Raw genomic sequence first — 25,609 nt, forward strand, 5'->3', positions numbered from 1 at the left:
AGAGTGATGTTTATGAGCATCAAGGGTGGGTCAATTCTAGATGCAAAAAGTGGGTCAGTTTCCGGCGCAAATCAACACCCTTACCAATAAAGGCGCCGGCAGCGTCGCGCAGCAGATCCTTAATCTGTTGTTCGTGCGCGCTCGTCGAGGAAGCTGTGTAGACGGTCGTTCACGACGGTTTCGGACGTGGTGAACAACATGACTTTATTCGCGCGACGGCCGAGCGCGGCATCGAAGCGCCGCGCGGCTCGCGCAACACGCCTATTGGCGCCCTGCGACCGTCCGTACGATAGGCGACATCAACCAGAGTTCGACGCAGATCCCCGGCATCGGCTCGATCATCAAGGGCGTCGTTGCCGCTCCAGTCGGAGAAGGCGGTAACTTGGGTTGGCACATGGGTTCGGGCTGCCACGCGAGCGTCTGCTGCACCAACTGGATCACTCTTTAGCGCGGAGATCGAAACGGAATCGACGGTCCCGACCGGGTCGTATGTCGACGCGCGCAGGCCCGGCCAGCCGGGCGCTCTGGCCGAAAGGCTGTAGTGACCAAATCTGTGTTTGCAAGTGATGAATGCTGGGAGGCGAATGCGGCGCGATTTTCGCGGCGTAGTTCGTGAAAAAAAATTTAAAAGGGTTTAGGATGAATTGGAGCGATGCCGTTTCTTTGACGTACCGCAAAGCATTTAGCAGTGCTGGCGTTACATCGCGGATGGCAATGGCGCGAAGAGGTTGATCGCGCCATTGCTGAATAGGTGAAGGCCCACCCGACTCTTGGCCGGGCACGGGTGGAACCTTCGTCACGTCCCCTGTAGGAAAGGAACATGATTGAACAGAAACGTCGCCTTCTCTGGCGAGGCATTAGGCATCTCGCGATCGGCACCGTCCTCGTCGGACTGGTGCTGTTGCCCGACGCGTGGTTTTTCCATGCGACGGCCACGCACCCGTGGCTGGTGCATCTCGTGCACGGGGGGTAACGGACCGTAGCGCGAGACGAGGCGGGACCCTTGGTTTTTCAGGGGAGCCCGGCTTGTCGATTCCAGATTAGCACAATCGGCGGCGAAGGGTTATCTAGACCAAAAATGCATCATCTGCGCCTGTCGCGCATCTTCGCGAACAAGGTTATCAAGTTATAACCCGCACTCCGTGAGTTCTACGGAATGGAAGAGGTGATCGAGCAGGTGGTCGCCTACTTCCGGCATTCGGCCCAGGGGCTCGAAGAAAAGAAGGAGATTCTGTATCTGTTGTGTCCGGTCGGGGACGGTAAATCGTCGATTACCGAACGTCTCAAGCAGATCACGGGAACGCGTGCCGTTCTACGCGTTCACGGGCGAGCCCTTGAACGCGTCGCCGCTCGGTCTGTTCGACTATGAGGAGGACGGCCCGATTCTCGAAGAACAATACGGCATTCCACGCCGCTACCTGAAAAGCATCCTCAGTCCGTGGGCGGTGAAGCGCCCGCACAAATACAACGGCGACATCCGCAAGTTCCGCGTGGTGCGCCGCTACCCGTCGATTCTTCGCCAGATCGGCATTGCCAAGACCGAGCCGGGCGACGAGAACAATCAGGACGTCCCGTCACTGGTCGGCAAGGTCGACATCCGCAAGCTCGAACAGTATGCGCAGGATGACGCGGATGCATGCAGCTACTCCGGTGGCCTATGTCTCGCCAATCAGGGCCTGCTCGAATTCGTCGAAATGTTCAAGGCGCCGATCAAGGGGCTGCGACTGTCGCTCGTTGAGTGTCACGAGCGTGTACCTCAAAGTTATGCGCCCTCGCATTTCACGGCATTGATCGAATAGAACCAGGCCTTTGTTTGAGGAAAGCCGGGCCGTCCATCTGGTCGTGACACAAACAATTCGGCAAGCGCGGGCGATCGCCGGCGCTACAGAAACCTAGACGACGGAGTTAGTGAGAATGGCCAATTTCGAACACGGCGCGATCGTCGCCGAACTGAATGCCGGTATCGACGCGGCATGCGAAGCGTTGAGGGCGGCGACTGCTGTTTGTGACGGTGACGCGGTGAAGGTGGCAAATGCAATGATCTCGCGCCTGGTAAACGACCTGCAGGTGGCGGAGGCGATGGAAGCCGCCGGCCGCGTCGACGACGCTGCACGCGCCAAGGATGATCTTCAGACGGCGATCGAGGCGACCCTTGGCCCGTCGATCGACGCACTCAATCGTGCTCTGCTCGGCGTCGGCATCCAGTACCTGGTCGGGCCGGAGGAGGAGGGGCTTGCGTCTGCCGCGCGCGATGTCGCTGTGGCGCGCCGGCGGTACGAGCAGGCACAAGCGGCCGTTGTCGAGACGGCGGCCGCTCTCTCGCACCGGGACGGCGTTATCGGCGGGACCGAGGCAATGCATCGGGCAGCCGTGAGCGCGTTCACCGACGGCGATCGCAGCGATGCGTCCCGGCAACGGATGGCGGAGCATGTCGACGCCCGCGAGCCGGCCAACGGCGTCGATTCCGGCGACGCCCTTCGCGAGCTGTGCATCGCAACGGCGATGCTGGAACGACGACAGGCGCAGGTTCTCGCGCGCGTGGCTAAGCAGCACATTGCGCACGCAGAGACGGCGACGACGGCGGCCCACGCTGCGGCTAAGAGGCTCGGCGACGTGATTGATCGGCACCTCGGCGCAGGTGCCTGGGCGAAGCTGCTGGCCTGCTGAACGGGATAGCGGCCGCGCTGGTGATCTGGCGCGGCTTCTTAGGCATTGAATGAGAAAAAACACGGCATTGTTTGCATAAATTAGCTCAACTAATCAGGTCGTGACACGAAGATATGTCATCGGCTGGCCCGACAGTGGGCTCCGAAAAACCAAATCAGATAGCGGAGTAGAAACCATGTCTCAGGCAACACAGGCAGTTCTCGACGCGTTGAACGAAAAGATCAGCGGGGTTAACGTATCCATTAATCAGGCGCTCGTCGCCGGGCAGGCAACGGCGCCCCTGCGGAAGAAACTGCAGGAATTGCGGGACGATCTGTCTGCCGCTCAGGCGCGCCATGAAACCGCACAGGCCGATGCGCACGCTGCTGCTCTCCGTACAGCGGAAGACGACGCGGCGGCTCTCGTGCTGGCGGCGAATGCCGAAGTGAACGATGCGCTGCAGGCGATCGGCACCGATCTGCGCCTCGCTAACGACGACCAACGCTTTGCGGCGGCTGCTCGAGGCGTGACGTTCGCCCAGCTCGCGGTCGACACCGTCGTGTCGAAGTTCCATGAAGCGAACGCCAAATTCGATCAGGTTCACGAGCAGCTTGCGAAGGTCTCCGCGAAGCACGACGAGCTGCTCGCGCTCCGTCAAGGCGGCGACACGTCGGATAAGACGGCCGCACAGCTCTACGCGTGCTCGCTCGACCGTGCGGCACTTCAGGGCTTGGCGGACTCCGCGCCTGTCGCCGGCAACGCTGTGACCGAACGCGCGTTCCTGGCGAACGCACAGGCCGATTTCGCGAAACAGAAAAGCAACGCAATTATTGGCCTGGCGCGCGAAGACATCGCCCGGGTTGAGGATCTGTTCATTGCCCGCGTGCGCGGTCTCGACAACTTTGCGAGATCGAATCGCCTGATCAACGGCGGCTCCATCTTCAGCGTGATCAAACCCGGCGAAAAGATCAGCTACATGATGCGCACTGGTTCCCTGCCGTCGGCATAAGCGACAACACCCGGCGGCTGCGGTCGCCGGCAACACAGAAAGGTGCATTAAATGGCATTCCAGAAAGACAACGCGTACGCACTTGCGCCCGGCGAAACGATCCCGACGCGTGGTCGGCCCAGATCCGGCCGGACCATCAAGCGCGGCGTCGCCAAGATGCTGAATCAGGCCGCTGCGCCCCTGTGTGAGCTGGCCGTGCGCAAGGCTCTCGAGGGCGACGCGGGCTGTCTGGCGGCCTGCATCATCCTTTTGGCTAACAGCGACGTCATGATCGACCGTAAAGCAGTGAAGATCGAGGCGTCGGCCACGTAAAGATTGACTCCGTCCGCGCTCTGACAGGCGCGGTTTCCCGGGCTGTCATGCGATGGTCCGGGCTTTTTCTAGGCTTCCAGATGAGTAGCAGAGAGATCCGAAAGGCACGGCGTCAACACGGCCGCAACGCCCTGAATCCGGCACTCCCGATGAGCGCGGCGCTCGAGGCGCTGGGCAGTCACCTGCGCGACGCGCGGCTCATAACCAGGCCCGAAGCTCCGCAAAACGCGCGGCGCGTGGCACAACCAAAGGTAATTAGAGATGACGCGTAGCAATCAGTTTGAAGCCCTGTTGGACGATCTGTATCACGAGTCAGTCGCCAAGGGCTACGCCGGCAAGAAGACCGGGCAGTCGACGCTCACGAAACCGATGACGGTTCGCGACGTCATGGCAAAAGCAGGACTCGACGCGGACAAGGTCAAGCCCTTCACGGGCAAGCCGGCGACCATCCGCGAGAAAGGCGTGAAGGTCGGCGACCGTGTGATGGTGAAAGGCAAGACAGCGATGACAGATAAGCCGGCGCCAGCCGCAGAGCCTCGTGAGCACACTGCGCTACGCGTCGCGCGCGCGATTGGCGAGATGAAGCGATTCGCGCAGAGTGCCGATATGAATGGTCCGGTGACTCAACAGCAACTTCAGGCCTGCCACGCGTTGGCCCGCTCGGGCGAAATGTCTCAAGAGGAAGTCGCGGACGTCGAGAAAGCGCTCAACGATAAGCGCGCTCTGCCGACGTACATCCTCCGCAAGCTGAGCAACGCATGATGACCCGCCGGCGCATCATCTTTCACAACAAGACGGCCGTGCCGGCCGCTGCTCCTGCACGCGTGCCTGCGCTGCCCGTGATGTTCGTCAAGGCCGCGCCGGATCCGCTCGACGCCGTCGGCTGGACAGCTAGTATCACGCACGCACAGCTCGAGACGTTGATCAAGGCTGCACACGCCGGCGAGATCGACATGTCCGACCTGGCGCGCGCGGCTGACGCGTCGCTGTGTCGGCGCCCCGTTCCGGACGATCTGCGCCGCGTGATCGTAGGTACGCATCTGGATCCGCTCAAGTGATGTGCGATCGCGCTGACTTTCTGCGCACGCTGTGGGCGCCGTTGCCGGACCAGCTCGAGCAGGATCCGGCTGGCCACGCGCCCGCGAGCTCGCAGGAGTTCGGCGCGGTCTGCGCGGCGTACGTCGTCGGTCGATGCGGGCGTGATGAAGTTGTCCGCGCTGCCGCGTGCCGTATGCGGTGTGAGCTGCCCGCCGATATTCGCGAGCTCGTCGCGGTTGAATAGTGTTGTTCCGGCGGCGCCTGCTGCCGGCTGTTGCGTTCAACGTATAGCGCTCGGCGCAAGGTGGTTTTCATGGCGAGCATTCGCGTCCGCGCACTGAGCCTGCTCGGGGACGGCAATGCTCTTACGGCGACTGCGATCTCTGAGAAGCTCGGAGTCGACCGGAGTGCAGCGAGTCACGCGATCGCACGCGCACACGCTTCGGGTGGCGTGCGCATCGTTGAATACCTGCGGACGGGCACGTCACTGGCGCCGGTCTACGGGTTGATCGTGGCCGGCGGCGACGAGTGCGACGTCGAACGCCCCGCGCCGCTCGATAACGACGCCTGCGCGGCCGCGTACCGCGCGCGGCATCCTGAACGTAATCGTGCGAGCTCGCGCCTCTGGCGCGATCGAAACCTCGAGCACGTGCTCGCCAAGCAGGCGGAGTATCGCGCGCGTCGTCGTGCCGATGCGACGGGTGCGGCTGCCGCTGCAGTTGATTCGGTTGTGCCAGTCGAGTCGTGCTCGCAGAATCCAGTATTGCCCGCCAAGGAGATCGTCGTGTCTGTGCCCGTGCTGGAATACTTCGAGATGCCGGAGATGCCCGGGCGACGCTTCTTCAAGTGCGAACCGTTGCGCGCGTCGATGCTCGTCGAATCATGTGCTGACCGATGGACTCTGGCGCAAGCGCAGACGGAGGGCAAATATCAAGCCTGTAAACGCTGCGCGCGAGGCCAAGCCCATGCCGGCGCGGCACCGGATCTGAACGTCGGCACCCTGAAGGGCAGTCTGACGTGCTCGAGGTGTCATCGGCAGAATGGCCGGCTGATTGGGAAAAGGCTCTGCATCTCATGTAAGAACCGCGAATACGAGTGGGTCAAAGGCCGGAATGCGAAACAGACCAAGCCGGTTCGTCTCCCTCCGCTATTCAAACTCGAGATGGTCTACATGGCCGGCGGAAAGGTTTGGACGCACACCGTCGCTCGGGCCGTCGATACGACGGAGCTAATCGTCGACGCGTTAAGGGACAGCGAGCACACGCCTAGCTTTGGCTGGCTGGCGGATCCGGCGCCGCGCGCGCTGCGCAACAATCCCGATCTCGACTTTTCCATACCGGACGACGTCGATGAGGTCGTGCCGTTTGCGGATTCTGCCGCCGTCGCCGACAGCGTGCAGGACGCGCAGGAACACGTCGACGCACTGCAGGCGCTGCGGGATGCTCTCGAGCAACTCGAGCACGATGCGCCGCTGTCGATGCCAACGATGTCTCGGCGTGCTGCGAAGAAGCTTCGCCAACAGGCGCGGCGCCAGGTGCGCGTAAGCAACGTCACTGGCGGGTTGCTGCGCGGTATCGGTGCCCTGCCACCTGCCGCGCCGGCGGTCGTGCCGATGCCGGTCGCGCCGTCCTACTCGCCGGCTGTGATGTCCGGTGGGCTTGCCTCCGGTTAAGATTCTCCGCTCTCACTGCTACAACAGCTTGAGCCTTGAAGTCGACGCCGGGGACTCTAGCCGCCCGAGGGCTTGTATTTCCTGGCTTCCTTCAGGAGGTCAATCGCGAACAGTTCATCACCAGTATCACCAAGTTTCTTTAGCACAGAGTGATCTGAGCCAATGGCTTGTCTTGCGCTAATGCGCCGGACCTTGAGCACCTCATGGCCCCATCCATTCACAACATGCGCGTGGACGGACAACAGAACGTCGTGCTTGCACAGATCCTTGACTACGTTGTAGTGGGTCTCGCCATCGGGATCCACCGACGTTACAACGAAATACATTTCAATCTCCGGTTGCACCCATGTGGTGCGGCTTGTCTGCTGCTCGCGCCGGAGCGCTGACACCCGACCATTCGGACGCGATTCTCGTTCGACTTCTTTCGAAAGGGGCTCGGCTTCGTCATTGCTCGCGCCGATTTTTGCGCTTGTATCACGAGGCGTCGCGCAGGAACATGGCGAGGCTATTTTCGGCGTAGATAGGTAGCGGCTCATTGCGGAGCGCGCCATTCTTCGCCCGTGTCTCACGAACAAACGTCTCCAGGGCGTCGCGCCAAAGCGCCGGGCCGATCGCCGCGCCACGCACGACGGTCCAGTACTGGCGGCCGAACACGCGCGGATAGCTAAGAATCGTCCCGATCTGCGCCTCGAGGCCATCATCGTCCTCACATTCGATCGCCGTCCACGCGCGACGCGCCTCGAGCGCTGTGATCTGCTTGCGACGACGCCTGCGCACGATAATCGTCTGGGCGGCGATCACGGTGTGCTCCGGGCTGTGGACGATGCTTTGTTTTGGATAGACTGTGCTCACGCGGACGTCCTGCAGAACAGATACTCAGCGGCGATCGAGGCGACGAAGAGACAGGCCGAAAACTCGACGACACCTGCGGCCGTCACGCCGGCTTGATAGACGGTTGACGACTGCATAACGTAAAGCGCGTCGACCCAAAAGAGATAAAGGAATCGGCCGAAAGCGGCCGTTCCGCAACCACTAAACAGGCTTTCAGGGTTCAGTTCACTAGGTGCGGGCGCGCGATTATTGGTCGGCCTGCTTGATCAAGCCCCGCATCATGTCGTCGCACGAACGCTCGGACGACGCGTAGACAACGTACGCCCCGCTAGGGTAGCGATACACCAGCGTGTACTCGCCATGCTGAACGTACGCGCCGATGAGCGGCGTATCCCTGACGTCACGGTTCGCATGCCGGTCCTCTGCGGGCGTATTGTCGAGCGCATCGCACTCGCCATTTCTGATAGGCTCGCGCGCTCGCCACCACTGCCTAACCTGCGCGTGCCTCGCCTGCGCTTCGATTTCCTCGTTGGGCCGGCTGACCTCCGGCGCCGATGCCGCGTCAGATACGAGCGCGTGCGTCGTTTGAGCGGACGCCGATGCGGCGGCGGCCGGCGCAGGCACATCGCTGGCGCTTGGTCCTGCGTCGTCGCTCGACGGAAACATCGCCTCCCGAGCCTTTGCGATAGCCGCCAACGCATCAACTCGACTACCGAACGGGCCAGCGCGCAAGAGCGTGCGAGTCGAGCCGTCCGGCTGGACGTTCGTCTCAGCGTATGCGGGCACACCTAGTGCCTTTAGTCTATCGATCCAGCTTCGCGCGGCGGCATCGTCAGTGAAGGAGCCGAGCTGCACTGCAAAGCGCTGCGGCGCCGATCCCCCCGGTTGTGCGGAGGCATCGTCGGCGGCTCCCCCGATAGATTTGGCGGCGACGGCGACGGCGGCGGCCTGCGCGGCGTCACGGTTGCCGCAGGCAGACAGCGCCAAGGCAGCCAGCGCGACAGCAGACAGATTGCGAGACGTCTTTTTCATTGCAGTTCAATTCCAGGCTCGGTCCGGTTCTTTATCGTCATGGCTATCTCTGTGTTCCACGTGCCCGCTTCAGTTGGCTGGTTGCGCTAGGAGGTATCACTCCGGCTTGAGCGAGGCCTTCGTTAGCTTTTTATCGGTCAATTTCTGCCGGAGTTGAGTACGCAGGTTCGATTGTCATCAAAATGACCGTCGATATGGAATGTCCGGAGCTGGCCCGATCTGCGTCGGCGGATCCTACACGGGATTACGCCGCACGCGGTATAGAAAGTTCAGAAGCGCAAGACATGGGCGGGTTGATTGAGTCCTTGGCGAGGACGCGGGTTGTCGCGTAGAAAGCGCTATTCGGCTAGTTCGCAAAAGGCGCTTGACGGCGGGTTTACCGGCGCGCTACAGTTCCAACACGGTGCTGAACACACCAATCCGCAAGCGGCCATCCACGTCCGATATCCGTGGTTTTTTTACGTCCATAGCGTCCATAGATCTCTCGTCTATGGCCGGGTAGCGCGCAGCTATACAAGACCCGCAAGGGGAAAGCTGTGGGCCGTCTTGCGGCGGTGTTCAAGTACCTGGCCGCCCCCTGAACAGGGGCGAATTGAACGAACCGCAAGGATGTCATCATGTCTTCAGCCGAACTCGCGCTATTTCCAATCTCCCGCACTTCGCAGTCCTCATCGACACCCGTATTTCGTCCCTACGTTCTCCGCTTTATCGCTGATGACGGTACGCGTTCTCCCGTCGCATTTGCAGATCGCGCGGAACGCGACGAGCGCGGTGCGCAGTTGTTGGCCCTTGGATCCGCCGTGTGCCTGGCAACTGTGCGGGGTGCAGCATGAGAGGTCCAGCGATCTACATTACCGAAGGCATTGTCCATAACTCCTCAGAGACGATCGCGGCCGCAAAGGCGCTCATCATCCGTAAGCGCGCGGGCCTCGCAATTACCGCCGATCAGGCGCGCTCAGCTTGGACCGATCTCGAGACCGATGACGAGGATCTCGAGGCGCAGATTTCGACGGTGCTGCGGCATCGCGACGTCTTCGGCCCGGATTACTCGTCTGTCATTCGCGGATGCGTGATCGGGGAGGGGATCCTGTGGCGTGGTGCCCTCGAAAAGTTCGTCGCCGATACGCGCGCGGCAAACGGTGCCCTGTATGGCGAGATCCATACGCCTCTCGGTTTTGGCATGTTCGGGCGGCAAGGCTGCTGATGAGAGCCAAAACCCGGGGATTATTGTTCGCTGTCGCGCGGGCGGACTGGTCGCCGACGACCGGTCGAGCGTTCGCACAAGTCGGCCCGCACCAGGTCATATGCTGCGAGTCCAGCGCCGATATCGCGAGCGACGCGCAGGACGCTTCTGAGCTGGCGCGCCGCTGGAACGCTTATCCGGTTCTCGTCGCTGCGCTTGAGCGAATCGCGGCGACGCGCGACGCCCGCTACGCAGTCGACGCGCTGTCGAAAACGTGCGGCGACCACCCACAGGCGCGGCGCAATGCGTTAGAAACTCATGAGAGTCGATTCTGAAAACGCTGGACGGCGCCTAGAATGCCATTCATGTTTTCTTGGATTTTTGCGACTAGCGGGCCTCGTGGTTGGGCTGCAGACCCGTCGGCGTGCTTTGTCTCCATGGCATTCTCGCCGCAATAGTCGAGCACCCCATCCTCGATGTCGTCCAGATGCTCGCCAGCTTTTTCAAACAGGGGGAGCTCGAGTTGCTTGAGAACGATCAGATTGCGTCGGTGCACGAGCATTTGCGCTTGGAACGTATCTCGATAAGCCGACGCGGCATCTCTCGAAAATGTCGCTTCGGAGCAATCCGCGGGAAGCTCCCCGACGGTCTCCAAGAGCCATTTGACCAAGGGTTCAATGACGAGCGGGCTTACGATTTTGCGGAGCCAGTACTCGTCGTTGATCGACTGCTGACGCGCTTTCGAGTCCTTTCGTCGGGTGTACACCGCCGTATAGGCGGCGGAGCCGAGCGAGACCAGCAATGCCAGTAATGAGAACGTGGTCGCGAGTGTCCAGCTCGGGGCCTTCTTTGACTCTAGATGGCTCTCGCGAACGTCAGCGGCGATGCTCTGGAGCTCGGCGTAGATGCCGCTTGAAGACTGCGCAACTTGCGCAACCATTGAAGCAGTAAGGGGAGATGCGGGAGGTGGGGAAACTGCGCTCGTTTGGCTTGCCGGACGCGCTACCGACGCGTTGGATAACCCACAGACGAGCGCTACCAGGACCGCAAGATCAATGATCGAACAACGTCTTGTTTTGGAGTGCACGCGTTACACAGGTATCAACGACGTCTCGAAATAGCTGGGACGTTTGGAAGTGGAATTTTTCGTAAAACGCCTGCTTGCTTCCCGCATGAACAACACTTTTCCCGAACAAACCCAAGACGAATGAACTACTTACCGAATAAGTGGTGTCGGGAATTTTTACCTCGACTACCTGATCAGATTCGTCAAGCGCGTCGACGCCGAGCTTCGTCCGAAGCTGCTCGCCTCTTGGCCGGCCTGTAAACACGGGGCCCTCTAACTTTCCAAAATCAATCACGGTTTGGCTCATTTCTGTTCACTCCCAAAGCAACCGTACTGGTCGTACTTAGGGGAAAACGGATGCTAATGATGGTTCCTGGAAACTTTAACGTGCCCAAGGACTTAACATATGAACTATCCGGCTGCTTGTACAACGTGTTTTCTGCGTTGAACGCAATAACTTTACCACGCCCAGGCAATCCGCTCAGCCGATACTTGCCATCAAACAGAATGTGTGTGCTTCCGGACAGTATCGCCATTTTCGCCGCCTCTCCGCTGCCTGTCGCACATTCCTCGTAGACCTTCTGAAAAAACTCGATCAGATCAACGGTGCCTTGTCCGCGCGTGTCCTTTTCAGAGCGGTTCTTCGAACTGACGTTCCCTTGCAGGGCGATCAACGTAAGCAGATCCCGTTCCCGCCAACCAGCGCGGAACAACCTGGCACCTCGATGCATCAACACATACGAACTGATTTGTCGCCACGTATAGCTGTCCGCGGGCAGCCCCGTCAGCGTTTCCGCGATAGACGCTCCAAAGTTGAAGATCGCTATCTCACACATGGGTGTGTTAACGGCGTTATCAAGATAGCCTTGAATTGTCCAGTCCTCAAATCCCGCGTGATCTTCCGCGTTCCCAAGGATTTCGCCGATGTATACGCAAAGCTTATGGACTGCTGCCGGCGTCAGCGCTCGTCCATGATCGTTGAGGCAGTCGTTGATATGGTCCACAAAATCTACGGCGACGCGCGATTTGAAGTCAGCTTGGGTCGGGTCGACGGGATCATGATAATGGCGCTTTCGCTTGTCAAAAACGCGCACACCGTTTTTTTCCTCCGGAGAGGGCACTTCGTGCGCGATTGAGAGTTGCTTCACAATTCCTATGCATTGAACAAAGCGCTTCAGGTGCGTGGGGATAGGGTAGCGGCCAAAGAAACGTATCTTTGAATGCCTTTGGCGTGCTTCGGTCGACAGTTCGCTGGCGACCAGGTCGAGAACTGCGTTCGCTGCCAAGTCGCAGACCTGCATTCTGCTGTGGTCAATCTCTACCGTCCGCAGTCGATTCTCGCGAGCCAGCTTTGCGAACGAAAGGATTACCTGCAGCGCTGTGACGGGGTCGTCGATAATTGAAAAGGTCGGCGGGACGACAACCTTGGCGCCCGCACGCGGAAGCTTCACATCGGCCGTACAACAATCGGCCAGCATGCGGACAATTCGAGAATAGTCTCCAAATCGTAGCTTGTTCACACGGCGCTGCTCGGCGAGCCGTGCGCGTCCCTTCATCTCACGCCAGCGCCGCCGGCTGGCTTTGCGAAAGCGCTTATCGGAAAGAAGCTGGTCGACGGCTAGGGGAATTGGCATAAGGGATTTTTAATTTTTTTGGGACGCGAAACACGCCACCTGCGTGGCCGTACAATTTGGGCAATCTGTAGGGGAGCCACCTTCAGAACGCCATTCGCGAACAAACTCGTGTTACGCCAAAATTACGCCAAATTAACCAGCGAGCCCCGCCGCGTGGTCATTCACGCCTTCGGGTTGGTCCCCCTGGCAGGAATCGAACCTGCATCTAGCGCTTAGGAGGCACTTGTTCTATCCATTGAACTACAGGGAGATGGATAACTTTGCGGGGCGGACCGGGCCCCTGATTTTTGCTCGCTGCGCCCACATTCGGCGGCAGCGGCTCACATGTCGAGCTATGCAAGCGAGGGCAAGAGTATAGCAAAAACGTTGGAAACGAATGCCGCCTTCAAAGCCCGCCAATACACGATCGGAGCCCGCCGACGCGTCACTATCGCCGACGTTTTCGCCTGACGGCCGCACCGGCGAAGAAGAGTATCAGACCCGGCTCGCTCCCCGAGCCCGCCCCAAAAAACAAGCGGCCCAGCAGGCAAAGACCTGCTGGGCCGCGCGAACTACCGACGCCTTATCTCAACGTCCGGCCGGTCAAGGCTGGCACACCACAGCCAAGCCGCTCAGCCTCAAAATTCGACCACCGCGAATTCCGCTTTGCCGACGTCGCACAGCGGGCAGCGCCAGTCCTCCGGAATCGCGGCGAAGCGGGTGCCCGCGGCGATGCCTTCTTCGGGCAGACCTTCTTCCTCGTTGTAGATCCAGCCGCAAATCAGACACACCCAGCTTTTATATTCTGTCACTTCCGTTACTTCGCTCACGACGCACTCATCTCTCTTCAATGCAATGATCCGCCCAGTCTGCCCCTTTTTTGGGCATGGCGGCGACCCGCAATACTACAGGAATTCGTCCGATGCCCCGAGTTACCGACGTTCCGCGCAGGGCTTGCGCGAGGGCGTGTCACGTAGAGCGTGTATCCTCGGACTCGCAGCGGCTCGGCGTTTCCACGCGGTTTATGTTTCCAACCAGGAGAGAAGCCATGTTCAGAAGCAGATGGTTGAGCGGCGCGGCACTGGCCGCATTGCTGGCGGCGTCGGGTGCAGCGCAGGCTGCAAGCGTGTCGTTCGTGCAGCCGACGGACGGCGCGAGCGTCAGCAATCCGGTCCACGTGGTGTTCCGCGTCGAGGGCATGAAGATTGCGCCCGCCGGCACGATGACGGACGGCACCGGCCATCATCATCTGCTGGTGGACGGCAAGCCGCTCCCCAAAGGCGAGGTGATTCCCGCCAACGACAAATCGCTGCACTTCGGCAAAGGGCAGACCGAAACGGATCTGACACTGCCGCCGGGCGATCACACGCTGACGCTGCAATTTGGCGACGGCGCGCATCGTTCTTATGGCCCCGACCTCAGCAAGACGATTACGGTGCATGTGAAGTGATGGGTGCGCCCTTGCGAGGGCGCAAGGGCGGGCATGCGCGGCCCGGTGATTCGTCCTATGTCTTCAGGCTTACAGGCACCAGCCCGCGCGCCCGGTACAATGAGCAGTTCCGACTCATCGCTGTCTTCTCCAATTCTCCATGTCGCTTTACACCATTACCGGAGCCCAACTGGCATTCGGTCACGTCGCGTTGCTCGATCACGCGGACTTCTCTCTCGAATCGGGCGAGCGCGTCGGGCTGATCGGCCGCAATGGCGCGGGCAAGTCGTCGCTGCTGAAAATCGTCGCCGAACTCGCCAAGCCCGACGACGGACTCGTCACGCGCCAGCAGAATCTGACCACGGTGTACGTGCCTCAGGAGCCGGAGTTCGATACGGACGACACGGTGTTCGACGCAGTCGCCGCTGGTCTCACGCACGCCCGCGCGCTGCTCGACGAATACGACGCGGTCGCCAACCAGCTCGCGGACGAACCGGAAGGCGCACAGCACGACGCGCTGATGGCACGCATGAACACGCTGCAATCGTCGCTGGACGCGGCGGACGCCTGGAACTGGAGCACGCGCGTTGCCACCACGCTGCAGCAGATCGGCCTGAACGGCGAGCCGCGCGTCGGTTCGCTGTCGGGCGGCATGCAAAAGCGCGTGGCGCTCGCCCGTGCGCTCGTCGTGCAGCCTGACGTACTGCTGCTCGACGAGCCGACCAACCACCTGGATTTCGACGGCATCCGCTGGCTCGAAGATCTGCTCGTGTCGCAGCGGGCGGCGCTGCTCTTCATCACGCACGACCGGGCGTTTCTCGACCGCGTCGCCACGCGCATCGTCGAACTGGATCGCGGGCGTCTGCTTTCGTATCCCGGCAATTTCTCGGCTTACCAGACGCGCAAGGCGCAGCAACTGGAAATTGAACGCGTTGAAAACGAGAAGGCCGACAAGCTCCTCGCGCAGGAAGAGGTGTGGATTCGCAAGGGTGTCGAGGCGCGCCGCACGCGCAGCGTCGGCCGGATTGCCCGGCTCGTCGAAATGCGCAACCAGCGCGCAGAACGCCGCAACGTGCAAGGCAACGTCAAGCTCGACGTGGGCCAGGGCGAGAAGTCGGGCAAGATCGTCGCCGAGCTGACGGACGTCACGAAGCGCTACGGCTCGCGCACCGTGATCGACAGTTTCACGGCGACCGTCATGCGCGGCGACAAGATCGGCTTTGTCGGTCCGAACGGCGCGGGCAAGACCACGCTGCTGAAGATCATCCTCGGCGAATTGCAGCCTGACGAAGGCACGGTGCGCGTCGGCACCAATCTGCAAGTGGCTTATTTCGACCAGATGCGCGCGCAGCTGGACCTGGACAAAAGTCTCGCCGATACGATCAGCCCCGGCAGCGAGTGGGTGGAAGTCAACGGCCAGAAAAAGCACGTCATGAGCTACCTGGGCGACTTCCTGTTCGCACCGGAGCGCGCCCGTTCGCCGGTCAAGTCGTTGTCGGGCGGCGAGCGTAACCGTCTGCTGCTCGCACGTCTTTTTGCGCGGCCGGCCAACGTGCTGGTGCTCGACGAACCCACCAACGACCTCGACATTCCCACGCTCGAACTGCTGGAAGAGCTGCTCACCGACTACGACGGCACGGTGCTGCTCGTCAGCCACGACCGCGCGTTTCTCGATAACGTCGCGACGTCGGTGATCGCGTCGGAAGGCGGGGGCAAGTGGCGCGAATACGTGGGCGGCTTCACAGACTGGCAGATCCAGAGCCAGCGCTCGCAGCAAATGGCGCAGGAAGCGCAGAAAGAGGCGAGCAGGGACGCGGCCAAAGACAGCGCGAAAGATAGCGCGGCTTCGAAGGACAATTCCGCCGGCCGCAACCCCCAACGCGCGGCCAAATTGTCGTTCAAGGAACAGCGCGAACTGGAAGCGTTGCCGGAGAAAATTGCCGCTCTCGAAGCGGAGCAGAAAGCCATCGGTGCTCAGCTTGAAGACGGCTCGATATTCGCGAAAGACGCGCAGGAGGGCAAGCGCCTTTCCGAACGCTACGCCGCGATCGACGAAGAACTGCTGCTCGCGCTCGAGCGCTGGGACGAACTGGAAAAGCGCCGCAAATAAAGCGGCGAGCGCTGACGTGTTGCGTCGTCGGCGCATTTGCTTTTGCATGGGCGACGCCTTGTCCGGAAGGCCGATCGCTTGAGCCGTGAATTGCCGCCAGGTTTGAAATCAGTAAAATACCCCGCGAACAGGCTTCCCCGGCGTTCGCACCGGCGGCAACGATGCGCGGCAATAGTGCCGTGCGTCGGGCCGTTATCCTGCGTGTCGATAAGAGCCCGCGCACAAAAGCGCGTGGCCGTCGCGTGGAATGCGCGCGGAAGCCATGCGGCAAAACAGTTTGCCCGCGCTGCGGGCACCCCACCTAACCACGTTGTTTCGTTTCGCTTTTTTTGAAAACTCAACGCATTGTCCACGGACCTGTCCACAGGACCTGTGGACAACGATGAACCGACGCACCCGAGTCAACCATGTCCACGAAAAAGCCAAACGCCGCGTATAGCGAAGCGTCGATCAAGGTGTTGAAGGGTCTCGAGCCGGTCAAGCAACGGCCCGGCATGTACACCCGCACCGAGAATCCGCTGCACATCATTCAGGAAGTTATAGACAACGCGTCGGACGAAGCCCTCGGCGGCCACGGCCGGCAAATCACGGTCACGCTGCACGCGGACCATTCGGTGTCGGTCGAAGACGACGGCCGCGGTATTCCGTTCGGCCTGCATCCGGAAGAAGGCGTGCCGGTCGTGGAAATCGTGTTCACGCGGCTGCACGCGGGCGGCAAGTTCGATAAAGCCGCCGGCGGCGCCTACACGTTCTCGGGCGGCTTGCACGGCGTCGGCGTGTCGGTCACCAACGCGCTGTCCACGCGCCTCGACGTCACCGTGTGGCGCGACGGCAAGGTCGCCGCGCTGAGCTTTGCGCATGGCGACGTGGCGAAGCCGCTCGAAGTGCGCGCCGCAGCGAAGGGCGAAAAGAAGTCCGGCACGCGCGTTACCGCTTGGGCGGACCCGAAGTACTTCGACTCGCCCAATCTGCCGCTCGGCGAATTGCAACGGCTGCTGCGTTCGAAGGCAGTGTTGTTGCCGGGCGTCGAAGTCACGCTTATCAACGAGAAAACCGGCGAACAGCAAAGCTGGAAATACGAAGACGGTTTGCGCGGCTATCTGCTCGAAGGCATGAACGGCAGTGACCTGCTCATTCCGCTTTTCGAAGGCGAGCGTTACGCCGAAAACTCGCGATCGAGCGAAGAAACCTTTGCCGAAGGCGAGGGTGCCGCGTGGGTCGTCGCATGGAGCGAGGAAGGGTCGCTCACGCGCGAGTCGTACGTCAACCTGATCCCGACGCCCGCAGGCGGCACGCACGAATCTGGCTTGCGCGACGGCTTGTACCAGGCAGTGAAGAGTTTTGTCGAATTGCACAACCTGCAGCCGAAGGGCGTAAAGCTTCTCGCTGAAGACGTGTTTGCGCGCGTGTCGTTCGTGCTGTCGGCAAAGGTGCTCGATCCGCAATTCCAAGGGCAGATCAAGGAGCGTCTGAATAGCCGCGACGCGGTGAAGCTCGTGTCGTCGTTTGCGCGCCCGGCGCTCGAATTGTGGCTGAACCAGCATGTGGAGCACGGCAAGAAGCTTGCGGACCTCGTCATCAAGCAGGCGCAGGCGCGCACGCGAGCGGGGCAGAAGGTCGAGAAGCGCAAGAGCTCCGGCGTGGCCGTGCTGCCAGGCAAGCTGACCGACTGCGAGTCGACGGAAATCGGCCGCAATGAGTTGTTCCTCGTCGAGGGCGATTCGGCCGGCGGCTCCGCGAAAATGGGCCGCGACAAGGAATATCAGGCGATCCTGCCGCTGCGCGGCAAGGTGCTGAACACGTGGGAAACCGAGCGCGACCGCCTCTTTGCGAATAACGAAGTGCACGACATTTCGGTGGCGATCGGCGTCGATCCGCATAGTCCGGACGACAAGGTCGACCTGTCGAACCTGCGCTACGGAAAGATCTGCATTCTGTCGGACGCGGACGTGGACGGCTCGCACATTCAGGTGTTGCTGCTCACGCTGTTCTTCAAGCATTTCCCGCAGTTGATCGAACGCGGGCATGTGTGCGTCGCGCGCCCGCCGCTCTTTCGCGTCGACGCGCCCGCGCGCGGCAAGAAACCGGCGCAAAAGCTCTATGCACTCGACGAAGGCGAACTCGAAGCGATTCTCGACAAGCTGCGCAAAGACGGCGTGCGCGACACGCAATGGTCGATCAGCCGCTTCAAAGGCCTCGGCGAAATGAGCGCCGAGCAACTGTGGGATACGACGATGAACCCGGACACACGTCGACTCACGCCGGTCGCGCTCGGCGAGCTCGACTACGATGCCACGGTCGCGCGCATGACCATGTTGATGGGCAAGGGCGAAGCGGCATCGCGGCGCAGCTGGCTGGAAGAAAAGGGCAATGAAGTGGAAGCGGATATCTGAGCGGTTTTACAGCGCTCGCATGTCGCACGGAAGCACGAAACTTCACGCCAAACACGATACGGAATCTAGATGGACGACGATAACACTCTCGACCTGTTCACCGAGCCACCGCCGCCGGAAGGCGATTTTTTGACGCTCGGCAATTACGCTGAACGTGCGTACCTCGACTACGCGGTCAGCGTGGTCAAGGGCCGCGCGCTGCCGGATGTGTGCGACGGCCAGAAGCCGGTGCAACGCCGCATCCTGTTCGCAATGAACGACATGGGCCTGTCCGACAACGCGAAGCCGGTCAAGTCGGCGCGCGTGGTTGGCGACGTGCTCGGTAAATATCATCCGCACGGCGACCAGTCGGCCTATGACGCGCTGGTGCGTCTCGCGCAAGACTTTTCGATGCGCTACCCGCTGATCGACGGCCAGGGCAACTTCGGTTCTCGCGACGGTGACGGCGCGGCGGCCATGCGCTACACCGAAGCGCGTCTGACGCCGATCGCCAAGCTGCTGCTCGATGAAATCGATCAGGGCACGGTCGACTTCATGAAGAACTACGACGGCGAGTTCGACGAGCCGAGGCTCTTGCCCGCGCGTCTGCCGTTCGTCCTGCTCAACGGCGCCTCGGGCATTGCCGTGGGCCTCGCCACCGAAATTCCGTCGCACAACCTGCGAGAAGTCGCGAGCGCCGCGGTCGCGATGATCCGCAACCCGAAGATTGCGCATGCCGAATTGATGCAGCACATTCCGGGTCCGGATTTCCCAGGCGGCGGCCAGATCATTTCGAGCGAAGCGGAAATTTCGGCGGCCTACGAAACCGGCCGCGGCAGCCTGAAGGTTCGAGCACGCTGGAAGATCGAAGACCTCGCGCGCGGCCAGTGGCAACTGGTCATCACCGAATTGCCGCCGAACACGGCCGCGCAAAAGGTGCTCGAAGAAATCGAGGAACAGACCAATCCGAAGATCAAGCTTGGCAAGAAGGCGCTAACGCCTGAACAGTTGCAAGGCAAGCAGACCATGCTGGCCTTGCTCGACGCGGTGCGCGACGAGTCCGGTAAGGACGCGCCCGTGCGCCTCGTGTTCGAGCCGAAGTCGAGCCGCATCGATCAGACGGAGTTCGTCACCACGCTGCTCGCGCATACGAGTCTCGAATCGAATGCGTCGCTGAATCTCGTGATGGTCGGCGGCGACGGCCGGCCGCGTCAGAAGGGTTTGAGCGAAATCCTGCACGAGTGGATCGCGTTCCGCTTCGCGACGGTCACGCGCCGCACGCGTCACCGTTTGACGAAGGTGGACGACCGGATCCACATCCTCGAAGGCCGGATGATCGTCTTTTTGAATATCGACGAAGTCATCCGCATCATTCGCGAGTCCGACGAACCGAAGGTCGCGTTGATGGCCGCGTTCGGTCTGTCCGATCGCCAGGCCGAGGACATCCTCGAAATCCGGCTGCGTCAGTTGGCTCGTCTCGAGAAGATCAAGATCGAGAAAGAGCTTGCCGAACTGCGCGACGAGAAAGCGAAGCTCGAAGAACTGCTTGGCAGCGAATCGGCGATGAAGCGCCTGCTCATCAAGGAAATCGAAGGCGACGCGAAGCAGTACGGCGACGAGCGCCGCACGCTGATCCAGCAGGAAAAGCGCGCGACGTACGAAGCGCGCGTGGTCGATGAACCTGTCACGGTCGTGGTCTCGCAAAAGGGCTGGGTGCGGGCATTGAAGGGGCACGGGCTGGACACGGCTGGCTTCACGTTCAAGGCCGGCGACGGTCTCTACGCCGCGTTTCAGTGCCGCACGCCCGATACGCTCGTCGCGTGGGGCAGCAATGGTCGCGTCTATTCGGTCGCGGTGGCGTCGCTGCCGGGCGGCCGTGGCGACGGCGTGCCGGTGACGTCGCTGATCGAACTCGAATCGGGCAGCCACCTGATGCATTACTACGCGGCTTCGGCTGACCAGGCATTGTTGCTCGCGTCGAGCAACGGCTTTGGCTTCATCGCGAAGGTCGGCGACATGGTGAGCCGCCTGAAGGCGGGCAAGTCGTTCATGACGATCGACGCCGGCGCTGTGCCGCTCGCGCCCATGCCGATGCTGCCGGACGCGACGCAGGTCGCGTGTCTGTCGTCGAGCGGGCGCCTGCTGGTATTCGGTCTCGACGAAATGAAGACGCTCTCCGGCGGCGGTCGCGGCGTCACGCTAATGGCGCTCGACGACAAGGAAACGCTGGTTCAGGCGCTCGCGATCAACGCGGCGGGGGTCATGCTGATCGGCGCGCGTCGCGGCGGACGTCTGGACGAAGAAAAGCTGAGCGGCGCCGCTTTGGCGTCGCATGTCGGCAAGCGGGCGCGCAAAGGGCGCGCGCCTGAAACCAAGCTGAAGCTCGAAGGTATGCGCCCCGTGCTGGCCGCTTGACGAAGATTGACGTTCCAATACGGCCGGCGTCTGCTAGCATGCGAGGCGCTGGCCGTGCGTGGTGAAGTGTGCCGCAGTGGCTCGCGGCAACCACGCAGTTACCACGCCGTAACTGCGGGGCACGTTGCAGAAAATTCGGGGGCGGCGTTACGGTGTCGAAGTGCGGTATTCCGTCGAGATACAGGCGCGCTGCAATAACAACAAGAAAAACGACGAGAAAGCCTTGGGCCTGCTGGAACTGCACGCATGGCGTGCGGTCGAACGCGCTCAATAGCCGCTGCTCATATCATTCGTCATAAGCGGTGTGGCGTCGTCGGAGAGGAATACAACATGAACAAGGCTATCGAACTCGCGCTGTTTCTACACCTGCTCGCAGTCGCGATATGGATCGGCGGGATGGTCTTCGCGCATTTCTGCTTGCGCCCGGCAATTGCCGATCTTTCGCCGCAATTGCGTTTGCCGTTGTGGGAGTCGGTGTTTGGCCGCTTCTTCAATTGGGTTGCAGCTTCGGTGCTGGTTATTCTGCTGACGGGCGGCTTCCTGCTAATGCAATTCGGCGGTGGCCACGCCACGTGGCCGTTGCATGCAATGGCCGGCCTTGGCATCGTCATGATGCTGATCTTCGGACACATCCGCTTTGCGGTGTTTCCGCGCATTCGCCGCGCGGTGCAGGCGCAGAAGTGGCCTGACGGCGCACAGGCAGTCGGCACGATCCGGCGTCTGGTGCTGATCAATATCGTGCTTGGCGTGGTGACTGTCGGATTCGCCGTGCTGTCGCGCGGGTTTTAACAGACGCTTGCCGGCTCGCTGAACGGTCGATGCACGGTCGCTGATCTGTCGCTGCGCAGCGACGGAGAATCTCCGGGCGCGCGGCTAAAGCAATGCGCCGTATGCGAGCCACAGTCCACATACGACCGCGACGGTGCCGTACACCACGTACACGGGCACCTTCAGCTTCGCGAAACACATCGCCGAGAATAGCGCGGTAATCAGATAGACCGGTTGCAACGGCACGCGTCCGGCGATACGCAGCACGGCCACCGCAAGGAAGGCCGTGGTGACCGCGCGCAGAATCCGCATGCCGTGCTCGAATTGCTGGTTCATCTTCAATTGATGCAGGTGCTGCTGCGCCAGCACCACGAGGCATCCGGACGGCACGAACAACGCGAGCGTGGCGATCAACGCGCCAGCCCACCCGTCGACGAGATAGCCGAAGAACGGCACGACATTCAGAAGCGGTCCCGGCGATAGCGGCGACAGTGAAAACGCCAGCGTGAAATCGTTGTCCGATATGCCGATCGTCGGCGTGACGAACAGTGTCTTGAGCACCGGCAATGCGGAGAAGCCGCCGCCGAACAGCGTCATGCCCGCGCCCGCGAGCCGCGGCCATAGCAGCGCGAGATCGTAGCGATGCGGCAGCGGTAACGCGAACAGCAGCACGAACACGCACAGCATCGTGAGGATCTGCCAGTCGACGCGCGCGAACGACACGGCAAAGCGCGTGTCGCGCACGGGGCTGACCACCCAGCCCGCACCGAACGCCGCGCTTAGCATCAGCACATAAGCGGCAGGGCTGTGCGCATAGAAAAGCGCGATACAGCCGACGACCGCCGCGGTCCATTCGAGCTTGCCGCGCACGAGCGCACGTGTCTGCTTGTACCAGGTGATGCCGATCAACGTGGCGAGTACGACGCTGAAGTGATTCAGCAGAGTCTGCGACGCGGCGGCGCGCACGATCGGCGTGCGATAGAAGATCGCGAAGAGCGTCATCAGCATGAAAAAGGGCAGCACGCTGGCAATGCCCGCGACCCATGCGCCGGCGCGTCCGCGCAGCGCGTGTCCGAGTTGCACGGCGACATTGCAGCCCACCGGCCCCGGCACCATCCACGCAAGCGCGATCAGATCGGAGAACGCGACCCGCGAGAGCCGCCCTTCACGTTCGACATAGTGATTCTCGAGCTGGGCCATCAGCGCGAGGCCGCCCCATGACAATGCCGACAGGCCGAACACGACCCGAAACAGCGTCCATAGCGGTTCCCGTTCCCCTCGTCTTGCCGCATCGTGGCTTGTTATGGTCTGCATGGCGCCACGGCGCCCGCTGAGCGGGCGTCCGTCCTGTGGATCGTGTGGGTGTTGCGCGCGGCCGACCGGTCTGGCGGCACCGCGCGAGATTGCAATACAGCGAGAATGTAGCCCGTTTTGTGTGACTGCGGTATGGGCGGGCTTCTCGATTGCAGCATCGAAAGTCAAAGCCTTGCAACCGACGCCGTCGGCGCGACTGCCTAGCCGTTCGTGCTGGTGCTGGCGCTCGTATTCGTTTCCTGAACGGGATGCCGGCCCGTCATGCCGCACACGCCGAAACGTTCGAGCAGCGCCGGAATTGCGTCGACAGGAACCGGACGCGAAAACAGAAAACCCTGTGCCTCGATATGACCGAGCGCGGCGAGCCACGCAATCTGCTCTTCCGTTTCCGTTCCTTCGACAACCACTGTCAGCCCGAGCGAGCGCGCTAGATTGACGATCGCGGTGACCATCACGCAAACGCTGCGGTCGCCCGGAATGGCCTGAACGAACGACCGGTCCACCTTCAGCGTATCCACGGAAAAACGGTTCAGATACGACAGCGACGAATAGCCAGTGCCGAAGTCGTCGAGTGCGATCCGCACGCCAAGGCGCTTGAGCGCAAAGATCTTTTCGGAGACGAGTTCCGGATATTCCATCATCGCCGTTTCCGTGATTTCGAGTTCCAGGCGGCGTGCCGAAATGCCGCTTTCCTCGATCGCGTGCGACACCGTTTCGTACAGATCGCCGCGCCAGAATTGCACGGCCGAAATGTTCACGGCGAGTGACAGCGTGTCGTAGCCTTGCTGCTGCCACACGGCCAGTTGCCGGCACGCGGTCTCGATCACGAAGTCGCCGATCGGCACGATGAGGCCGGTGGACTCCGCGACCGGAATGAATTCGTTGGCCGGAATCAGACCGTGCTGCGGGTGGTTCCAGCGCACCAGCGCCTCGAAGCCGGTGATGCAGCGGCGCGTGAGGTCGATCTTCGGCTGGTAGGCGAGAAACAGTTGCCCTTCGGCAAGCGCGACGCGCAACTGCTGCTCCCACTTCATCAGATGGTCGGCGCGATGCGACAGTTGCGGCGAATAGAACTGGTAGCAGTTCTTGCCCGCATCCTTCGCGCTGTACATCGCGAGGTCGGCCTTTTTCAGCAGGTCGATCTCGCTCTCGTTGGCGACCGAATAAAGCGCGATGCCGATGCTCGCATGCAGCACGAACGAACTGCCGCGCACTTCGAACGGTTTCGCGAAGGCTTCCGCTGCCGCTTCGGCGAGCGCGACCGCGCGCTTCTCGACGTCCTCGCCCTTGATGACGACGACGAACTCGTCGCCGCCGATGCGGCTTAGCGTGCCGTCGTCCGCGACCGCGGTGGAGAGCCGCGAGGCCGTCATTTGCAGCACGATGTCGCCGGCGTTGTGACCGAGCGTGTCGTTGACCGTCTTGAAGTTGTCGAGGTCGATAAACAGAATCGCGAGGCGGCCCAGGTTGGCCGGTTGCGCGACTTCGTGGCGCAGCGTCCGCAAGGTTGCATAGCGATTGCGCAAGCCGGTGAGCAGGTCGTATTCGACCAGATGCGTCATTTCGCGCTCGCGGCCGAGCAGCTTGCCGATCAGGCCGGTTGCCACGGCGAAGAAGCTCAGCATGGCGAGCGAGATGAACCCCGCCATCAGCAGATAGACGTTGCGCGTATGGTTGTAGTCGGCGAACTCCTCGGCTTGCGACAGACCGACCAGCACGCCGAGCGGATAACCGTCGATATGCCGGTACGACACGATGCGCGTGACGTTGTCGATCGAATCGACATAGGTGCCCGAGACGTGTTCCGACGTCGGATACGAGCCGCTCGCCGAGAACGAGCCGTTCGCATTCACGGCGCTGCCGGTGCGGCGCGCGAGCACCCTGCCGTTGTCGGAGATGACCGCAATCACGCCTTCGCGGCCGATCGCCGCGTTGTTGTAGAAGTCGCTCGTGAAATAGCTCGGGTCTTCGGATACCACGACGACACCCGCAAACGTGCCGTCCGGATGATTCAGGCGCCGCGTCATCTGCAAGGTCCAGTGGCCCGACACGCGGCCGAGCACCGGCTTGCTGATATACAACTGGTCGTCGTTTTCGTGCTCGTGGACTTTGAAGTGTTCGCGGTCCGACAGATCGATGCGCTTGGGATTCAACTCGGCCGTATTGGCGATCAACTGCCCGCGTTCATCGATCAGCGATACCTGCACGAGCGTCTCGCTTTGCACGACGCCTTTTTCAACCGTGCTGGCAAGATCGAAACGTCCCGGTGTCTTCTCGAACTCGTATTTGACGAACCGCGTGATCTGATCGACCTGGTGAATCGCCTTGATCGTATGCTGTTCGAGCGCTGCCGAGAGAATCGCGGCAGACGCCATGGCCTCGCGATAAGTGGCTTCTTTCTCGACGGAAAGACGCGCGAAGATCACGGTCCATAGAAGCACCAGCACCAGTACGCCGAGCGCGGGAATCGCGAACAGCGCACGCCGTCTGGACGCAGCGGGATCGCGGCGGCTTTTGGCTTCGCGCTGATCGGAGAAGCGGGTTTTGCTCATCAGGCGGCCCGTACCCGACTGGGGGCCGGTTGCGAACGCGCGAGGGTCGTCGGCGCTGTTTTCATGGATGGCTGCATGGTGACCAAGTTGCCGGAACTACTGCGCAAGAAAGGGCGTGGCCTGGCGCCTGATCGTTCGCACTTTGTCGAGTACGTTTCGATATTACTTAATGCCACTGGATTAAGGAAGGGTCCCGGCATCGGGTATACGCTGGCGCGGTCCGCGCCTGTATCGAGGCTGTTTTGCG

At 61.5% G+C, this 25,609-nt stretch carries 22 protein-coding genes, 1 tRNA gene and 1 pseudogene; 14 read left to right on the top strand and 10 right to left on the bottom strand.

Going from position 1 to position 25,609, the window contains the following annotated elements:
* The first annotated feature begins 820 nt into the window (after positions 1 to 820).
* From SB753_RS06610 to SB753_RS06645, 8 genes and pseudogenes are all read left to right on the top strand, one after another.
* Complete coding sequence (locus tag SB753_RS06610; protein ID WP_410799647.1) at positions 821 to 973, top strand: hypothetical protein; 153 nt, start codon at positions 821 to 823, stop codon at positions 971 to 973.
* 117 nt (positions 974 to 1,090) lie between these two features.
* Positions 1,091 to 1,748 (top strand): annotated as a pseudogene (locus SB753_RS06615) (PrkA family serine protein kinase); the annotation flags it as partial.
* 166 nt (positions 1,749 to 1,914) lie between these two features.
* Complete coding sequence (locus SB753_RS06620) at positions 1,915 to 2,667, top strand: hypothetical protein (RefSeq protein WP_410799649.1); 753 nt, start codon at positions 1,915 to 1,917, stop codon at positions 2,665 to 2,667.
* A gap of 175 nt (positions 2,668 to 2,842) precedes the next feature.
* Positions 2,843 to 3,655 (top strand): hypothetical protein, encoded by an 813-nt coding sequence (locus SB753_RS06625; protein ID WP_410799650.1) that lies wholly within the window; start codon positions 2,843 to 2,845, stop codon positions 3,653 to 3,655.
* A 51-nt stretch (positions 3,656 to 3,706) separates the two neighbouring features.
* Positions 3,707 to 3,967, top strand: a complete 261-nt coding sequence (locus SB753_RS06630) for a hypothetical protein (protein WP_410799652.1) — start codon at positions 3,707 to 3,709, stop codon at positions 3,965 to 3,967.
* 261 nt (positions 3,968 to 4,228) lie between these two features.
* Positions 4,229 to 4,729 carry a hypothetical protein gene (locus tag SB753_RS06635; protein ID WP_410799654.1) on the top strand — a complete coding sequence of 167 codons (501 nt, stop codon included), beginning with the start codon at positions 4,229 to 4,231 and terminating at the stop codon, positions 4,727 to 4,729.
* Positions 4,726 to 5,025, top strand: a complete 300-nt coding sequence (locus SB753_RS06640) for a hypothetical protein (protein WP_410799656.1) — start codon at positions 4,726 to 4,728, stop codon at positions 5,023 to 5,025. The genes SB753_RS06635 and SB753_RS06640 overlap by 4 nt, the downstream gene beginning before the upstream one ends.
* A 491-nt stretch (positions 5,026 to 5,516) precedes the next feature.
* The gene (locus SB753_RS06645) at positions 5,517 to 6,677 is read left to right on the top strand and encodes a hypothetical protein (protein WP_410799658.1); all 1,161 of its coding nucleotides are present in this window, start codon (positions 5,517 to 5,519) and stop codon (positions 6,675 to 6,677) included.
* A 56-nt stretch (positions 6,678 to 6,733) separates the two neighbouring features.
* Here SB753_RS06645 and SB753_RS06650 read toward each other — a convergent pair whose 3' ends face one another.
* The 3 genes from SB753_RS06650 to SB753_RS06660 form a co-directional block, all read right to left on the bottom strand.
* Positions 6,734 to 7,213, bottom strand: a complete 480-nt coding sequence (locus SB753_RS06650; protein WP_410799660.1) for a hypothetical protein — start codon at positions 7,211 to 7,213, stop codon at positions 6,734 to 6,736.
* Positions 7,152 to 7,529 carry a hypothetical protein gene (locus SB753_RS06655; protein ID WP_410799662.1) on the bottom strand — a complete coding sequence of 126 codons (378 nt, stop codon included), beginning with the start codon at positions 7,527 to 7,529 and terminating at the stop codon, positions 7,152 to 7,154. The genes SB753_RS06650 and SB753_RS06655 overlap by 62 nt, the downstream gene beginning before the upstream one ends.
* Before the next feature lie 225 nt (positions 7,530 to 7,754).
* Positions 7,755 to 8,540 (bottom strand): SPOR domain-containing protein, encoded by a 786-nt coding sequence (locus tag SB753_RS06660; protein ID WP_410799664.1) that lies wholly within the window; start codon positions 8,538 to 8,540, stop codon positions 7,755 to 7,757.
* A gap of 829 nt (positions 8,541 to 9,369) precedes the next feature.
* Here SB753_RS06660 and SB753_RS06665 point away from each other — a divergent pair.
* Positions 9,370 to 9,744 (top strand): hypothetical protein, encoded by a 375-nt coding sequence (locus SB753_RS06665; RefSeq protein WP_410799665.1) that lies wholly within the window; start codon positions 9,370 to 9,372, stop codon positions 9,742 to 9,744.
* Between the two features lie 295 nt (positions 9,745 to 10,039).
* On the opposite strand, the gene SB753_RS06670 is transcribed toward SB753_RS06665, so the two are convergent.
* The 5 genes from SB753_RS06670 to SB753_RS06690 all read right to left on the bottom strand — a co-directional run bounded on the left by SB753_RS06670 (position 10,040) and on the right by SB753_RS06690 (position 13,232).
* Complete coding sequence (locus tag SB753_RS06670; RefSeq protein ID WP_410799667.1) at positions 10,040 to 10,663, bottom strand: hypothetical protein; 624 nt, start codon at positions 10,661 to 10,663, stop codon at positions 10,040 to 10,042.
* A 112-nt stretch (positions 10,664 to 10,775) separates the two neighbouring features.
* On the bottom strand, positions 10,776 to 11,096 hold the full coding sequence (locus tag SB753_RS06675; RefSeq protein WP_143062220.1) for a hypothetical protein: 321 nt from the start codon (positions 11,094 to 11,096) through the stop codon (positions 10,776 to 10,778).
* On the bottom strand, positions 11,077 to 12,423 hold the full coding sequence (locus tag SB753_RS06680) for a hypothetical protein (RefSeq protein WP_410799669.1): 1,347 nt from the start codon (positions 12,421 to 12,423) through the stop codon (positions 11,077 to 11,079). Before SB753_RS06680 ends, SB753_RS06675 begins: the two co-directional genes overlap by 20 nt.
* Before the next feature lie 175 nt (positions 12,424 to 12,598).
* Positions 12,599 to 12,673: transfer RNA gene (locus tag SB753_RS06685), tRNA-Arg, on the bottom strand.
* 367 nt (positions 12,674 to 13,040) lie between these two features.
* Entirely contained in the window at positions 13,041 to 13,232 is a 192-nt protein-coding gene (locus SB753_RS06690) for a rubredoxin (protein ID WP_027775604.1), read from the bottom strand.
* 218 nt (positions 13,233 to 13,450) lie between these two features.
* Between SB753_RS06690 and SB753_RS06695 the strand changes: the two genes are divergently transcribed.
* The 5 genes from SB753_RS06695 (at position 13,451) to SB753_RS06715 (ending at position 21,517) form a co-directional block, all read left to right on the top strand.
* Positions 13,451 to 13,852 carry a DUF4399 domain-containing protein gene (locus SB753_RS06695; RefSeq protein WP_088172904.1) on the top strand — a complete coding sequence of 134 codons (402 nt, stop codon included), beginning with the start codon at positions 13,451 to 13,453 and terminating at the stop codon, positions 13,850 to 13,852.
* A gap of 139 nt (positions 13,853 to 13,991) precedes the next feature.
* Complete coding sequence (locus SB753_RS06700; protein WP_410799671.1) at positions 13,992 to 15,941, top strand: ATP-binding cassette domain-containing protein; 1,950 nt, start codon at positions 13,992 to 13,994, stop codon at positions 15,939 to 15,941.
* 407 nt (positions 15,942 to 16,348) lie between these two features.
* Positions 16,349 to 18,334, top strand: a complete 1,986-nt coding sequence (locus SB753_RS06705) for a DNA topoisomerase IV subunit B (RefSeq protein ID WP_020065293.1) — start codon at positions 16,349 to 16,351, stop codon at positions 18,332 to 18,334.
* 69 nt (positions 18,335 to 18,403) lie between these two features.
* Positions 18,404 to 20,728 (top strand): DNA topoisomerase IV subunit A, encoded by a 2,325-nt coding sequence (parC, locus tag SB753_RS06710; RefSeq protein ID WP_088172902.1) that lies wholly within the window; start codon positions 18,404 to 18,406, stop codon positions 20,726 to 20,728.
* 330 nt (positions 20,729 to 21,058) lie between these two features.
* Positions 21,059 to 21,517 carry a CopD family protein gene (locus tag SB753_RS06715; protein WP_020065296.1) on the top strand — a complete coding sequence of 153 codons (459 nt, stop codon included), beginning with the start codon at positions 21,059 to 21,061 and terminating at the stop codon, positions 21,515 to 21,517.
* Positions 21,518 to 21,601: 84 nt separating this feature from the next.
* Here the strand turns inward: SB753_RS06715 and SB753_RS06720 are convergent, their stop codons facing one another.
* Positions 21,602 to 22,810, bottom strand: coding sequence for a chromate transporter (locus SB753_RS06720; protein WP_087751297.1), 1,209 nt, complete (start codon positions 22,808 to 22,810; stop codon positions 21,602 to 21,604).
* Between the two features lie 200 nt (positions 22,811 to 23,010).
* Entirely contained in the window at positions 23,011 to 25,362 is a 2,352-nt protein-coding gene (locus SB753_RS06725) for an EAL domain-containing protein (RefSeq protein WP_020065298.1), read from the bottom strand.
* Between the last annotated feature and the right edge of the window lie 247 nt (positions 25,363 to 25,609).

It is taken from the genome of Paraburkholderia sp. SIMBA_053, from assembly GCF_046534895.1.
GTDB classification, from domain to species: Bacteria; Pseudomonadota; Gammaproteobacteria; order Burkholderiales; family Burkholderiaceae; genus Paraburkholderia; species Paraburkholderia caledonica.